The following is a 14,263-nucleotide window of genomic DNA, read 5'->3' as shown; positions in this document are numbered from 1 at the left end:
CTCCCCTGGTACGCGGGACGCTGGCAAGTCAGACTACTCATGGTAGTGAAGGTGATGAGCCAGCGCCTCTTCATCGGTATTCGACCCCCCACTGTGGTCCGACAAGCGCTTATGGATACGATGAAGGGGCTCGAAGGCGCGCGCTGGCAGGGCGATGAGCAACTGCATCTGACCTTGCGCTTCATCGGTGAAGCCGATCATGACGTCGCAAATGATCTCGCGGCGGCCTTGGCGTGCATAGTAATGCCGTCATTCAAGTTGGAGCTGGACGGCGTATCGCATTTTGATCGCAAAGGCATACCCACCGCTATCTGGGCACGGGTCCCGCCCACTCCCGATCTTCAGCGGCTACGGACAAGAGTCGAGCATGCGTGTGAACTGGTGGGATTGGGCTGCGAAGCTCGCCACTTCACGCCACATATTACGATTGCACGGCTGCCGCGTTATGCTGGGCCGATTGCCGATTGGCTGGCCCAAAACATCGGCTTAAGTTTCTCCTGGCAAGCAGAAGGATTTACTTTGTTTGAAAGTCACCTTCTGGAGTCCGGGGCGCAATACGAAGTTATCAAGCATTATCGCTCGGTGGACTGACCCAAGCTCACCGTTCAGGAAAGTATACAAATCTCCTCCGATAATGTGCCTTTAGACTATGCTTCCGATTTGAGCTCCTCGTTACATTGGGCGCATGGCGTGATTGTATCACCGCGCTTCCCCGAAAATAATAAGAAATCTGACTTTGGGTCGGGGCGACACTGCCGTTACGAACCCGTATAGCGGCTGTGACAGGGGAAATTCTGATGGCTGAGCCTATTGACGATATCGTGACATGGTCGACGAAGCTGTCGCCATGGCGTCGTGACTGTTTGAGGCGGCTCGCGCTGGCAGATGAGCTCCTCCAACAGGATCTGACCGACCTGTTGGGTATGGTGAAAGCCACCGCAGGCATCCCGATCGAGACATCACCGCCTGTAGCCAACCCGTTTGAAAAAGCCCATTTCGGCGGAGGTGCTAAGCAGGCCGTCGTTCTTAAAAGGATGGCCAATGTCGAGAATATCAATCGCCTGATCCCACAGGCAGGCCTGTCATTCTGTCCGAATAATCTCACCGTCATCTACGGCCGCAATGGAAGCGGAAAGAGCGGGTTTGTGCGCATTCTGCGTACTGCGTGTCGGACCCGCATCGAAAACGCGGCCAAACTGCGTGTACTCGCTGACGTCTAGCCGCGGGATCGATCTCCGCCAGCAAGCGACCGCATTCGCTGTCGAACGCCGCGCAATCATTGACCAGCCAGTCGCGGCGAAGCCATTGGAACCGCCCCGTGCGCAGCGGAGTGACCTCGGGATCGCGCCCGTCGGCAAGATTCACGAGAAGGGCATGGCCTGGTTCGTCGCGCTGGAAGCGATCCGTCTCGGGGCTGCCGGCATACCATGTGCGCGCGTCCACCCTCAAAACGCCGTGCCAATCTCCGAGCGCCAGATAATCCAGATTGGACCGGCGCGCTCGATCGGGTGCGATTTGGTTCTTGGTTTCGCCCTGGCTCCCAAAATCGTGGATCGAACCATGGGCGAGGCCAATGCGCAAGGTCGCGCCTGGTGTCTCCATCCCGTCGAATTGCGCGGTCGGATCCTCCAGGTTGTGACGATGAGTCAGCGGCGCAGGCAGCACCCATACCCCCGGCTCCAGTTCTTGCGGCCGCGCCTTCGACAGGATGCCAATTCCCTGGCCTGCGCGCTGACGCACGCGGTCCCACAAACCGCCGTTTCGCGCGAAATCATGATTGCCGGGTAGCAGCCACCATTTTACATCATAGCGACCCATGCGCGAAACCGCTTGGACGATCGTGCGGTCCTCCGGCCCCTCCGTGTCGAAGATATCGCCAGCCACCAAAATATGTCCAACGCCGAACTCCGCCGCGGCTTTTCCGATCGTGTCGATAGCGTCAAACCGGGCATCGCTCAGTGCTGCGCGTACATCCAGTTCAAAGCGCCCAAAGGGTTTGCCGAGCTGCCAGTCGGCCGAATGTAGAAACTTCATTGCGTCACCATAGACCAGCCGTCTCGCGCAGCGAGACGGAAGTTTCAAAGCGGTCAAATCAGGTGTGCGAGCCCAACGCTTCGTAGATCCGTTGAGCGATCGCATAGTCGATTTTCGTCGCTCCGCTATGCGGTGAAACCGAGATAAACGCACTAATTTCCGCAGGCGTAAAGGACCACGTTGCCGGCAAACCGAGCTTGCGCTTGGCGGCACCATCGGCGGAGTTGCAATCGCCACAGATCAACGTCTTGGGAAAGCGACCGGCACCATGACAATGATGGCCGGTGAGGGTGACCGTGAACCCCATGCCATACTCGTCCGCGTGGCGTGCGCGCCACGATGGCCCCCGGATTTCGGTCCACCGCACTAGCTCCTGCGCGGATCTTTGACATGATGGGCACCGCCATTGGGTCTGAACGGCTTCCAGGTATAGGTTCCGGCAGTGCATGCCTGTGAAGGCAGCAAGCTCATTCTCGTTTGGCACTCGGGAGAATTTGGCGGTCTTTGGCATAATGAGGCTACCTCTGACCATCATACAGAAACCGCCGCCGGCAACCGCGCCAAGATAGCAGCGGGAAGTAATCACAACGAAGACGGTGTCGGCAGCCGACCGAGCAATCGAGCCTGCGGGTCTCGCTCTGCAAAATAGCCTCCTAGCTGTCGTCGCACCTTCTAAGACCAACTGTCGACTTACGCCATCTTAGTGCCCGAAAGCGGTCGGGATGCTATCCACCACCGGCGATCGTCGCTGTCTATGGCCTCGCGGTATGAACGAACGGCGCATTACCGCGATCACCGCCCGAAAACGGACAGGCCGCTTTCCACCCAAAATGATCAATATGCTGGTGTCAAAACCGAGCGGTTCTGACACACCAGGAAGCCGCACCAACGCGAGATGAGCGAACGGCAGACACTATGCCTGCAAAAAAAGGGGCCGCCAACGTCTGCATCTGTGTCGCCCGGACAGAATGGAAGAGCGGCAGCTCCCGACCAGATGTCGTCGTTCGCTGGCTCTATCGGGAACGTCTCGTTCTGACAGGACCGGTCATCCGCGGGTTGCGAAGTTGCCAGTCGGGAGCCGCCCAATCGGGAACGGAATTCAGGAACGCGCATAGCTCGGGTGGCTGGTAGCGCGACCTAAGGGGGCGGCTGTCCCGCTATGGTTCCGAATTGGGAAAGTCAGCCGCAGCGCCGCGCAGGACGTTCGTCAGGGCAGACGATAGGAAGTCCGCCACGCGTCGAATCCGGGCATTGCTGCGGACCTCTTCACTCATCACCAGCCAGACCGGTAAAGCGCCCAGCGTGATGCCGGCATCTATCTGTTCGAGATCGGGGTGGCGGTTCGCCAAGACAACCTGCGCAATCGCGATACCAGCCCCCGCCAGCAGCAGGTTCCAGGACAGCATCGCGTCATCGGTGCGAAGCGCGAAGTCTTCGCGCGCCCGGGGAATGATGTGCCCGGCAAAAGCCCGGATCAGGAAGTCGCCGCGATCGAGACCGATGAGATCATGATGGCGAAGGTCCTCGCGCGCGGCGACGCGACCTTTGCGATCGAAATAGGCACGCGTCGCGAACAGACCCAGTGGCGTATCCCCCAATTTGCGGGCGATGAGTGCGTTCTGCGTCGGATCGGCCATGCGGATGGCGATGTCCGCGTCGCGGCGAAGCAGGTTCTGGTTGGTGTCCGAGGCGACGATCTCGATCTGGATGGTCGGCTCCGCCTGCCGCAACGCACCGAGAATCGGCGGCAACATCAGGTTGGCAACTATGACCGAAGCCGTGATCCTTACGGTCCCGAATAGCTGTTGAGAGCGGCCCCGCGCCTTAAGGTTCAACGCCTCGGCCGCGGCGCCCATAACGCGGGCATCGTCGATCAAGCGTAATGCCGCATCGGTTGGGTCGAGGCCTTGGGCCGAACGGGTGAACAGGATGACGCCCAGCACCGTCTCCAGTTCGCGAACGTGTCGGCTCAATGTGGGCTGGGTCGTACCGATGCGCTTCGCCGCCGTGGACAGCGAGCCACCTTCGATAACTGCGAGGAAAGAGCGCAGAAGCGTCCAGTCGAGGCTATTCAATTTTGAAACGACCTTATCCCATATTCGACAATAACGATGCAAAAATAGAACCGCTAAATGGAGGACGTCAACAACGGGGTCGCGGCCGAGGCGGTGATCCAAAATAGCGAACAAAGAGAAGATCATGAACATCGCCCCCCCGCAAACCCAGTTCATCACAACCGAAGGCGGCCGCGTTGCCTTCGAAGACACGAGCGGCACCGGCCCCGTCATCCTTGCCATCCCCGGCATGGGCGACCTGCGCTCCGAATATCGCCTAATCCGCCCCTTCCTGCAGCAAGCAGGCTACCGCGTGATCACGATCGACGTGCGCGGCTTCGGTGAAACCTCGGCGAAGTGGAGCGACTATTCCGCGCGTGCTGTTGGCCGTGACGCGGTTGCGCTCCTCAAACATCTCAATGCTGGTCCGGCGACCATTCTCGGAAACTCGTTTGCCGCCGGCTCGGCGCTCTGGGCGGCGCAAGATGCGCCGGAGCAGGTCAACGGCATCGTCATGCTGGGGCCGATCGTCCGCGATCTCGAAGCGTCGTTCGTCCAGAAACTATCGTTGAAAATCGGTTTTGCCGGACCTTGGAAAGTCGGCTTCTGGACGATGTACTGGAACAGCCTCTTCCCAACCAGCAAGCCCGCCGATCAAGCCGAGGTCAAGGAGGCGATCAGGCAAAATCTTCGCGAGCCAGGTCGGATGGACGCCCTGCTGGCGATGCTGACATTGTCGAAGGCCGATACTGCGGCGATCCTCGAAGAGACCAAGGTGCCGACGCTCGTCGTGATGGGCACCAAGGACCCCGATTTCGCCGACGCGGTCGAAGAAGCGCGCATGCTCGCGGGCCAGTTGAAAGCGGAGACGATGATCGTCGATGGCGCGGGTCACTATCCACATACCGAGATGGCGGATCTCGTTGCACCACGAATCTTGGCCTTCATCGATGGCCTGCCGCGCAATGGTATCAAAGCTGCGAGCACGGCTGCAACGCGCTAAGGGGCTTATTACAGAACGCGCCCGTTCCCATTTCTTGATCCTTTTTTGGTAAAGGAGGCGGCACTGCGCAACTTGGGGGATTGTTGCCCGCCTTCTCGAAGGCGGACTTTCGCTCAACCTAACTACAGACCCGATCATCCAAAGCGAAGATAGGTCCAGCCAGCAAACGTCTTCTTCCGTTGAAAGCTGTCGTGCGGAGCTCGATCCGGCTACGGCCGCTAAGTCCCATTTACCGCCCATTGAACGTGCGGCAGCAGCCGACCAGATATTGCCGTTCACCTGTGTTGGTCCGAACGTCCGGATCTGTCGGAAGCCGCCGATCGAGCGACACTAACTGCCGGACAGTAAACGCCGCAGGCATTGTCGTTCAATCGATCACCCGCGCTTTCCAAACCTGCGGGAAGCGCGACTGTCCCGTTTCTCCATCTCCGATGCGCCATTTCGGGAAAACACGATCGGGAACAGGTTCGAGAAAGCCAAGCCTTCCATCCGGGTGCCCGCGCATGCAGTCACGGGCTGCCCCGCATCGGGTTCCTGTGCGGGAACGCTTGCAGATTGCACGAGCTAGGTGGCAAGGGCCGATCGGTGGCTATATTGGCGAGGCGTGCACCCCATCTCTCGTCGAAACGCGAACACAAACGCGCTTTCAGACTCGTAGCCGAGCCGGCCGCCAATCGTCCCGACTGAATCTGTGGAAGCCACCAAGCGATCTGCCGCAAGCAACATTCGCCAGCGGATCAAATACTCCATCACCGACACGCCGACCTTTTCCTTAAAGCGCAGGGCGAAGGCCGAGCGCGACATGCCGGCGCGCTCCGCCAGCTGCTGGACGGTCCATCGCTGTCCCGGCTGCTCGTGCATCGCCGTCACGGCTCGGCTCAACTGATCGTCCGAGAGCGCGGACAACCAGCCCATGCCTCTGCCCGCATCTTGGGTGAGGTGCAGCCGAAGGATTTCGACTAGGATCGTCTCGGCAAGGTGTGCGGTCACGAGTACGCTTCCAGGCCGCGGCCGCCGCAGCAACGCCATCATTCGATCGAGATAGAACCTTAGGACGGCACGGTCCTCGCCGTCGCTGACATGCAGCACCTTGGGAAGGGCGTCTGTCAGATAGGTCGCGAAGCCTGGTCTGAATGTGAAGATAGCGCCGAACAGGCAGGCCGCGCCGCCACCCCGAAGCGAGAGGATGCGGCCGTTCAGGGGACCATCCATCTCGGTGTAGATGTCGCGGGGCGCGATCGCGGGATCGCTTGCCAACAAAAACGTGCGGCCGTGCGGAAGGGCGAAGAAGTCGCCCTCGCTAACTTCCAACGGCTCCGATCCGTCGCCAAGGGATAGCCAGCAGCGACCCGAAACCATGGCGAAGCAACGGAACGCGCCGTCGGCTTCAAAGGCATAAGACCACTCCCCGCCGATATCGAGCCCACCGGACATGAACCCGCTCGTTTTCACCAGCGACAGGACATCAGACAGCGGATCAGTGCCGAGAATGGACGATCGCGATATAAACGTGGAGTGCATGATATAGAATGTATGCCGCTGCTAGTCCAAATCCAACGGAGAGATTGGAAGGATCGGGAATGCGCATATTCGTGACCGGAGCGACCGGCTTCATCGGTTCGGAGCTTGTGAACCAGCTGGTTCAAGCCGGACACCAGGTTCGCGGCCTTACGCGCAGCGATACGGGTGCGGAGCAGTTGCAAGCCGCCGGCGCTGAGGCGCATCGCGGAAGTCTGGAGGATGCAGCGAGCCTGCGGAACGGTGCCAGCGGCATGGATGCCGTGGCGCACCTTGCCTTTGGCCTCGACATGGCGAAGTTCGCCGAGAGTGCTGCGACGGAGATCAAGGCGATCGAGACGTTGGGATCATCGCTGGAAGCAGGCAAGCTGTTGATCGTGACGTCCGGCCTCGCCGCCGTCGTCAGCGAGCCAGGGCGACTGCCGATCGAGACGGACCCGCCCGGCACGCCGCCCTCGATCCCGCGCCGGCCGGATCAGACCGTGCAGTTGCAGGCCGCGAAGGGTCTTAACGTCGGGATCGTGCGGATGTCCCAGATTCACGACACCCGTAAACAGGGGATCGTCCAGTTTCTGACCCAGATCGCGCGGGCGACGGGCATCTCCGCCTATGTCGGGGATGGCACGAGCGGCTGGGCGGCTTGCTCGCTTGCGGACACGGCGCGCTTGTACCGGCTCGCGCTGGAGAAGAACGCAACCAACGCGACCTACCATGCCGTTGCCGAAGAGGGCGTGTCGTTGAAGGAGATTGCGACGGCTATCGGCAAGGGGTTGGGTATTCCGGTAGTATCGCTCGCCCCACAAGAGGCGGAAGCGCATTTCGGACCGATCGCGCAGTTTGTCAGCATGGACCTCCAGGGTTCGAGCGAACTGACCCGGCAAGCCTTGGGCTGGATGCCGGACGGCCCAGGGCTGATCGAAGACCTCTCCAGGATGAACTACGCAGTCTGACCGGCGACGGCCGACGGGTCGACGGCGTTGGCCCATACTCATTCGTCAAGCAGAACAGGATTTCAGAATGGCTCGGCAATCGACGTTCTTGGTGCTTGGCGCGACCGGCGGAACGGGCAAGCACTTCGTCACTAAGGCGCTGGCAGACGGTCACAGGGTACGGGCGCTGGTCCGATCGCCGGAGAAGCTGCCGGCGCGACCCGCGAACCTTGAGGTGCTGCACGGTTCGATCACGGATGTGATCGACACCGACGCGCTGGTGGCGGGCATCGACTTCGTCGTCTCGATGCTCGGAGACAAAAACCTCCAGAAAGACGCCAAGATCAACACGGCGTTCGTGAAGCGGCTCGTGCCGTCGATGCGACGGCACGGCGTGAAGCGCTTCCTCTACCAGGCCGGAGGCCTTAGTCGCCCCCATGGCGGGCATCTTCCGCCGCTCTTCTGGGCAATCCGGCATACCCTTGCCCGTGGCTTCCTTGGCCAGCACCAGGATAATGAAGCGGTGATGGCGTATCTGGCGACCGAGGCGCGTGACATCGAGTGGATCATCCATCGTGCTGGCATCGGTTCGGACGGGCCATCCAAGGGTGTACTGGAACGATCGCAGACGAAGTTCAGCGTCGCGACACATGCGGACTGCGCTGAGTACAATTACCGCACGATCGCCGACGCATCGGCCGTGCATACAGCTGACCTCAGCCATTACACCTCAAGCTAGTTGGCGGTCGTCCCCGTCATCGCTCGCCAGCAGCCGGAGCGGATAGCCATCTCACCGAACTCAGTTTCTTGAAGGCCGCTTTTCCCGAAACTCGATCCTTTTCGGGACGCTCGCGACCGGCAGCTATTGGTCGAGCCTGCCGTTTGCCGAAATTTTGCAAACGGCGGGTTTGTCCCACTCTCAGCCCATCGCTGCCGGCCTCGGCGGGCGCTAAACGGCGCACTTTGCCGAGATGAACAGATGTCTGAAGTTAGGAACTGGGAAAGCACCGCTGAATGTCGTGTTGTGGGTCTGCTCAGCCTTACTGATCGTGGTGCTCGCGCATCCTCGCGCTCGCTCATGATGGTGGACGTCGACCACGCCGACATCTACCAAGTTATGGCCTACGCGCGGATCTACGGGTGCGAGAGGACGGTGTTGCTGTACCCTGGGCACGACGGACTGGTCTCGCCCATGCCGATCCACCACCGGGTAGGACAGATAGGTGGTCCGGTACGGATCACGATAGCGAAAGTGGATGTCTCGAGCCACGATGCCGCGCTTGCCGAATTGAGTGCTCTTGTGGCGCAGGTGCTGAACTGAGGCACTCAGGCAGATAACTGAAGTAATTTGACCTACGGTTTCAGCGGATCGATTGCTGCAATAACGGCGCTCAGACGTTCAAGCTCGCTCTGAAGAGCGTGTCGCTGAATTTTAGAGATGTGCCGCTCGTGTAAATGCGTGCTGGCATCAACGGCCGCGCGTTCCCAGGCGGGGCGATGACGGGCAGTGATGCAGGCGTTCGGACAGCGGGTCGGCTCGCACAAGGTGGTGAGTGGCTGCGTGGGCTCGAGGGTCGTCACGCGCTTAAGACATAGCGCGGTCGCGGGATCGAAAAAGCAATCAGCTAGCACACCGACGTGGAGAGTGCGCGCAACGCTGGCGAGCATGACGCGCAGCCGTGGGCGGTCCGCGATCATGGCAGGCAACGGGCCTAGCCTGTCAGCCGCATCATCGAGCGTCCGAGCGATGCGCGGTCCCGCTGGCCCTGACATGGAGGCCCCGCCGTGCCGCTGGTCGAAATAGTCGAGTATATCGTCAATCTGACCAAGTCGACGCTGCGTCTCTACCTCGGCGCGAAACCCCGATGCGCTGGTCCCGGCATAGCCCTCGAAAGCGGCGACCGAGGCGTGCTTGTACTGGATCATGCCAGCGATCGTGCCGAACGGACGGTTGGCGATATGCCATGCGATCGTGCGTCGGAACTGCCGCGTCGTAATGCGCCACGGCTTGCTATCAGGCCCGGGCGGGATGCCCGGCGCATCGACACTGCCGAAGGCGGTGTTGATGTGGTCGCGAAAGGCGTTGAGCTGGCGCACGACCTCACTTGATAAATACGTCTGGCTGGCTGCGCGTGGGTGAAGCACCGGCCAGAGCGTGTCATTACCAGTCTTTCGTGCCGCGTGTTCCGACAATCGTTCGAGCACCGCGATCGCCTCGGCTACTGGTTCGATCGTCACCCAACTCGCCGATTGACCGGTGTTCGATTTGCCCTTGTAGACGGTTGATCGGACCCGTTGACGCTCTACGAGACCGTCCTCGCTGCGCGTGATCGAAAGACAACCGCGCCGCATGGCCTGCACCTCGGAATCGCGCATGCCTGTTAAATAGGCGCACACAACATACGCGGCCGTCTGCAGCATCTTCTCCTCGATCGCCAAAGTCTTCGTGTCGAAGCGGGCGCGCCAGGGCTGACCACTTTTGAGATCAATTGAGATCGGTGTGTCCATGCCGCCGACCTCGGTACCGAGCGATTCAACCGCTTTCCGAATGACATCCGTCGTGCCGGTAGTGAGCGTCAGATGCATGGCTGGTTCGGCCACGGCGTCGATACCTGCATGCAAGTTTAGGAGATGAAAATTGATCGACGGGATAGCTTTTCCGGTATGGGCATCAACGCGCAGGGCGCCAAAGTGCGGATTCGTCCAGATCGGCACGCCACGTCTTTGCTGAGCCCGACGCACGAGATAACGCTCGAGGCGCGAGCGCTGCCGAAGGCGGCGCATCGCATCAGGCAGCCCCCGTTCGGCGGCAAGCAGCCGAGCCCGGCGCGCCTCAAGCCGATCAATCTCTGCCCTAGCGGCAAGAATATCGGTTGCGAAAACGGAGATATAGCGCATCGACCAAGCCAGCAACGGCGTGATGATCTCTTCCGGCATGCGTGGTGTCCGATTCTCGCGCACGTGCCGATATCCCGCAACGCGCGCAGCCGCACGCCCGGCCCAGGGCTCGAATCCGAGACCAGTTCCAGACAAATGGTCCCTGAGATGGTAGAGGTCAGTGACAACCTGCAAGAGTTGAGCGACGATGATGGGGCGCCGTACAGGATCATTCCGCAGGTCGCGCGCATACGCATCAATCAGCGCCTGATCGATGTGGCCGAAGTCGAGCCTCCCAATACGCACCCGCACGAAGTCGTAGAATCGGCGAGCCTGGTTAAATGCCTGTCGAATGCTGGCGGGTGCCAGCTTCGGACGGCAGCCAGGGAGATCGATGTTGAGGCGGGCATAGAGATAGGCGCGCATCGCCGTAATTACATCAGCATGTTCGAGGACATCGAAATGCACGGTGACGTGGCAGCGCCGAGCGTTCTCTCGAAAGACAGCGGGTCCGAGATCCCAGCTCGGGTCGCCGACGCGCGACAGCTTTTCACGGACGTAGCCCGCCTTTAGGGGCGCGCTTGCCAGCACGGGGCGATCATCGAATGCGAGCACGTGGGCATGGACGGGCGCTCTCATGCACGTGCCTCCGGCGGCAGATAAAGCTGCTCGCTCTCCATCTGCCGGCGCGCATCAAGGATAACGGCATCGGAGAAGGCTGGCAGAACCTGCTCACTGATGCGAGCATGGATGCGGCCGAACTTGGCCGTCCAGTCGTTCGCCGGCAGGCTCCGCCGCTGTTCTTCAATGAACGAGAGGAAAGCGATGATAGCGGGAAGCTTGCGCACGGTGATGACAGCGTTGGAACAATCGAGGCAGCCCCAAAAGGGTTGCGGACAGGGCGAACCCGATGCAGCGAAGGGACTGCTATGGAAGCCAGCGCAGGCGGCGAGCCAAACATCCTGTTCGCCGTCGAGTAACGGACCCACACTATCGGGCGGCATCAGCGACGCGGCCTGTTCGGGCGCTTGGCGCAGCGCCTGCTCGACAATGGGCGGAAGCACCGTCGGGCTGGCTGCGGCGACCACTTCACGAAAGGCATCGGCGACGGCCACCTCGTGGAGGGGGCGGAGCGTCGGCAGATCGGCATAGTGACGCGCTGCGACCTCGCGGGAGTGGCCTACGGCAAAGCGTGCCATATGCCCCTCAGTCTTGGTATACCACAGTGCCTTATGAGTTTTGCGGAGGCGGGCCAGTACTAGGTGGAGTGGCTTACTATCATCATCGACAATATTATGCTGTGCTACCCAAGCATTGATCCAATGTGTCGGATAACCAACACCAGCCCGCAAGCCGCCAGCGCTGTGATAAATCCAAAGACGATCATCGGCCAGATGCCTGCGGCTAGTCGCCGTAACGTCGATCAGGCGACGGATCAGCCCTCCAGGCGTACCGCTGCCGCCGTCGCGGATGCGCATGCTCTTATACTCGGCGCCGTGAGCGCGGCGCTTCAGATAGCGCAGCTCTACCGTGCCGGCATGAGAGTTCGTGAGACAATCCACCGTTAGTGCTTTTAGGCACTCGGGCTCAAGGCCAGTATCGAGCGCGAGCAACACGAGCAGCGCTGGCAGATCGCGCGCGAGCAGATAATGTCGAGAATGAAGGTTTTCGATAAGCCTCGTGGTTGGCAAGTTGCGTTGCCTGCGCATGTCATAAAGACGCTTCATCGCGGGATTGTCTGCGCATATAAGTCCCTGCTGCCCGATAATTGCTTCGACATCGGCGTACGCGGAGGTGATGACTGGATCACCTTCGTTCGTCCGATCATCTGAATTAAGACGGCGGAACATCGCTTCGACATCGGTCCTCGCTGCGTCGCGCAGTGCACGAGCAACCAACGGACTGTAGGCATCGCGGGGGATTGAGCAGCCTGCCGATGTGGCCAGTGTATAGCGAAGCCTCGCATGGAGGTCGGGCACAATCTGATTAGGCCGGTCTGCCTCAATTGCGCGTAGTGTGTTGATGATCTTTCCGGTCAGTACATGCCTGAATATTGCGCTCATCCCTCTTTGTTCGAGAACAGACGTGAAGCCATCAATATGGATTGCGCGCAGATCGCTAATCCCGGCCACCTCCGGCGCCCCTTTGCCAAGCCAAGCAAAAAAGCGACGGTAGACCTGAACATACTGTTTGATGACGCTGGCAGCTCCGATCGGTCCTCCTAGCTTGGCCGACCGCCTAAGCGCACCGGCAAAGGCGATGGCCAGCGGGCGAGGATGGAGCCCAGTCATATCTACCATTACCGTCCCGCCATGCCGCGCCTCGATAGTGAATTTGAGCCCAAGTACCGTATCTGGTTGCGGATGCTCCGGCGTGATCGGCGCGAAAGCGACGGGCCTACCCTTGCGAGGACGCTCGCTCATGCGCCTTGCGGTCCCGGCAGCAACGCCAGCAGCTCCTCGACGGCTGCGTCCACCGTATCGGCACGGGTCGCGATATGGTCGAGGTAGATATAAGTGGTGGTAAGGGATGCATGCCCAAGCAGGCGTTGCACCTGTTGTAGCGGGTCACCCAAGATCAGCCGATAACTCTCCGCCGCCCCCGCCGGCGAGGCCGCTTCGCACAGCCGCTGCTGGATAAGCAATGCGAGCATATGGACTGCGAAGGTGTGGCGAAGCTGGTGCGGGCTGATTGACAGCGGGAAGCCGTCCGCAGCGCACCGGTTGCAAGCACGAGCGAAGATCACTTCCCACGAGTTAGGACGGACAGGCTGCCCGACCTCGGTCAGCCATAGCGCTGCCGGCTCGAGGGGCTGTCCATCTTCGTCGCAAAGGATCAGGCGACATCGTTCCTCTGGGGTACAGACATCGCGCATGCGGTCGAGATTGCCTCGGGTGACATGGATCGGCCGTTCGAGCTTGGCCGCGCCGTCGCGTGTCGCGAACTTGACCACGCCAGCAGCACGCTCGACGGCAGCATAAGCTCCGATCTGACGAAGCAACCGACGCGGGACCAGAACGCTGCGTCCTCGGTTACCTTTGGTGAGCGGTGGCGGGAGATGTAGCCAAAGCTGCGCCGTCGGGTCGCCGTTGCGCTCGATCGAAGTAATTTCGGCGGCGAGTAGGCCCGACGCCTCCTCGAGGCGCAGACCCGTGGTGACGAGTAGATCCGCGAACAGCGCGTTGCGTAGCCCGTTCCGATCGCGAGCGCCCGGGCGCTCCGCGCCGTCTGTGGTGAGGCTTCGCAGGCCGACTTCGCGGAAAATGCGGTAGTCGTCCATTGTGACGAACCGCACATTCGATCGTTTGGTGACACGTTCATAGGCATCATTACGTGCCGCGATCATGCCGCGACGACCACCGTGCGCCGGTCGCCATAAGGCGCGGCGACTGAACGGAACGTCGGCGATCAGCCCTTGCTGCTCGCCCCATCGATAAAGGCGATCAAGGCTGGCGACGGCCCGATTCCAGCTTGCCGCCGTGATCCGCTGATCGGCCTCGTCGCGGCGTCGCTCACGATGATAGGCGGTCACATCGTGTCGAGTCGCGGTCCAGACGGTCTTGCCGCAGGCATCGAGAAACCGAAGCCAGACCACAACGTCGTAAGCATACGCGCGAAGCGAGTGCCGCGAACAGACACCCGACAGCGGCAGGTCGAGAAAGAAGCGGTCGAGATCGGCATCATAGAGAGCGTTGCCGCGCAGGATAAGCGGTACGTGCGCATCGAGGCCTTTGGCCGCTCGGCGTTCACAAACGGTAACGGTTAACATCCCTGCGAAGCCCCCCCTCAGACGCTCAACTCCCACCAACGCACCTTTTGGTTCGAAGGTCATCATTTGATCCCCGCCG

At 60.8% G+C, this 14,263-nt stretch carries 12 protein-coding genes; 5 read left to right on the top strand and 7 right to left on the bottom strand.

Features of this window, described 5'->3' with window-relative positions:
• Positions 1 to 54 precede the first annotated feature (54 nt).
• Positions 55 to 591 carry an RNA 2',3'-cyclic phosphodiesterase gene (thpR, locus tag ACLBWH_RS11385; RefSeq protein WP_447798897.1) on the top strand — a complete coding sequence of 179 codons (537 nt, stop codon included), beginning with the start codon at positions 55 to 57 and terminating at the stop codon, positions 589 to 591.
• Between the two features lie 516 nt (positions 592 to 1,107).
• On the opposite strand, the gene ACLBWH_RS11380 is transcribed toward thpR, so the two are convergent.
• The 3 genes from ACLBWH_RS11380 to ACLBWH_RS11370 all read right to left on the bottom strand — a co-directional run bounded on the left by ACLBWH_RS11380 (position 1,108) and on the right by ACLBWH_RS11370 (position 4,241).
• Positions 1,108 to 2,034, bottom strand: coding sequence for a metallophosphoesterase family protein (locus tag ACLBWH_RS11380; protein WP_447798896.1), 927 nt, complete (start codon positions 2,032 to 2,034; stop codon positions 1,108 to 1,110).
• A gap of 58 nt (positions 2,035 to 2,092) precedes the next feature.
• Entirely contained in the window at positions 2,093 to 2,341 is a 249-nt protein-coding gene (locus tag ACLBWH_RS11375) for a hypothetical protein (RefSeq protein WP_447798894.1), read from the bottom strand.
• 850 nt (positions 2,342 to 3,191) lie between these two features.
• Positions 3,192 to 4,241: a LysR family transcriptional regulator gene (locus ACLBWH_RS11370; protein ID WP_447798892.1), complete on the bottom strand. Its 1,050-nt coding sequence runs from the start codon at positions 4,239 to 4,241 to the stop codon at positions 3,192 to 3,194.
• Here ACLBWH_RS11370 and ACLBWH_RS11365 point away from each other — a divergent pair.
• On the top strand, positions 4,234 to 5,091 hold the full coding sequence (locus ACLBWH_RS11365) for an alpha/beta fold hydrolase (RefSeq protein WP_447798890.1): 858 nt from the start codon (positions 4,234 to 4,236) through the stop codon (positions 5,089 to 5,091). The two genes, ACLBWH_RS11370 and ACLBWH_RS11365, sit on opposite strands and share 8 nt — an antisense overlap.
• A 564-nt stretch (positions 5,092 to 5,655) precedes the next feature.
• On the opposite strand, the gene ACLBWH_RS11360 is transcribed toward ACLBWH_RS11365, so the two are convergent.
• Positions 5,656 to 6,612 carry an AraC family transcriptional regulator gene (locus ACLBWH_RS11360; protein ID WP_447798888.1) on the bottom strand — a complete coding sequence of 319 codons (957 nt, stop codon included), beginning with the start codon at positions 6,610 to 6,612 and terminating at the stop codon, positions 5,656 to 5,658.
• Positions 6,613 to 6,671: 59 nt separating this feature from the next.
• On the opposite strand from ACLBWH_RS11360, the gene ACLBWH_RS11355 reads away from it, so the two are divergent.
• From ACLBWH_RS11355 to ACLBWH_RS11345, 3 genes are all read left to right on the top strand, one after another.
• Positions 6,672 to 7,559, top strand: a complete 888-nt coding sequence (locus ACLBWH_RS11355; protein ID WP_447798887.1) for an SDR family oxidoreductase — start codon at positions 6,672 to 6,674, stop codon at positions 7,557 to 7,559.
• 67 nt (positions 7,560 to 7,626) lie between these two features.
• On the top strand, positions 7,627 to 8,277 hold the full coding sequence (locus ACLBWH_RS11350) for an NAD(P)-dependent oxidoreductase (protein WP_242141143.1): 651 nt from the start codon (positions 7,627 to 7,629) through the stop codon (positions 8,275 to 8,277).
• Positions 8,278 to 8,616: 339 nt separating this feature from the next.
• A complete protein-coding gene (locus tag ACLBWH_RS11345) occupies positions 8,617 to 8,859 on the top strand; it encodes a hypothetical protein (RefSeq protein ID WP_447798886.1) in 243 nt (80 codons plus the stop codon).
• A 32-nt stretch (positions 8,860 to 8,891) separates the two neighbouring features.
• Here the strand turns inward: ACLBWH_RS11345 and ACLBWH_RS11340 are convergent, their stop codons facing one another.
• Genes ACLBWH_RS11340 through ACLBWH_RS11330 form a run of 3 tightly spaced genes read right to left on the bottom strand, consistent with a single transcriptional unit; the run spans position 8,892 to position 14,184 of the window.
• Entirely contained in the window at positions 8,892 to 11,054 is a 2,163-nt protein-coding gene (locus tag ACLBWH_RS11340; RefSeq protein WP_447798884.1) for an integrase, read from the bottom strand.
• Complete coding sequence (locus tag ACLBWH_RS11335; RefSeq protein WP_447798882.1) at positions 11,051 to 12,838, bottom strand: hypothetical protein; 1,788 nt, start codon at positions 12,836 to 12,838, stop codon at positions 11,051 to 11,053. The genes ACLBWH_RS11340 and ACLBWH_RS11335 overlap by 4 nt, the downstream gene beginning before the upstream one ends.
• On the bottom strand, positions 12,835 to 14,184 hold the full coding sequence (locus tag ACLBWH_RS11330) for a tyrosine-type recombinase/integrase (RefSeq protein WP_447799433.1): 1,350 nt from the start codon (positions 14,182 to 14,184) through the stop codon (positions 12,835 to 12,837). The genes ACLBWH_RS11335 and ACLBWH_RS11330 overlap by 4 nt, the downstream gene beginning before the upstream one ends.
• Positions 14,185 to 14,263: the final 79 nt, after the last annotated feature.

It is taken from the genome of Sphingomonas sp. M6A6_1c, from assembly GCF_053345135.1.
This window is presented reverse-complemented; position numbering and strand designations above follow the sequence as displayed.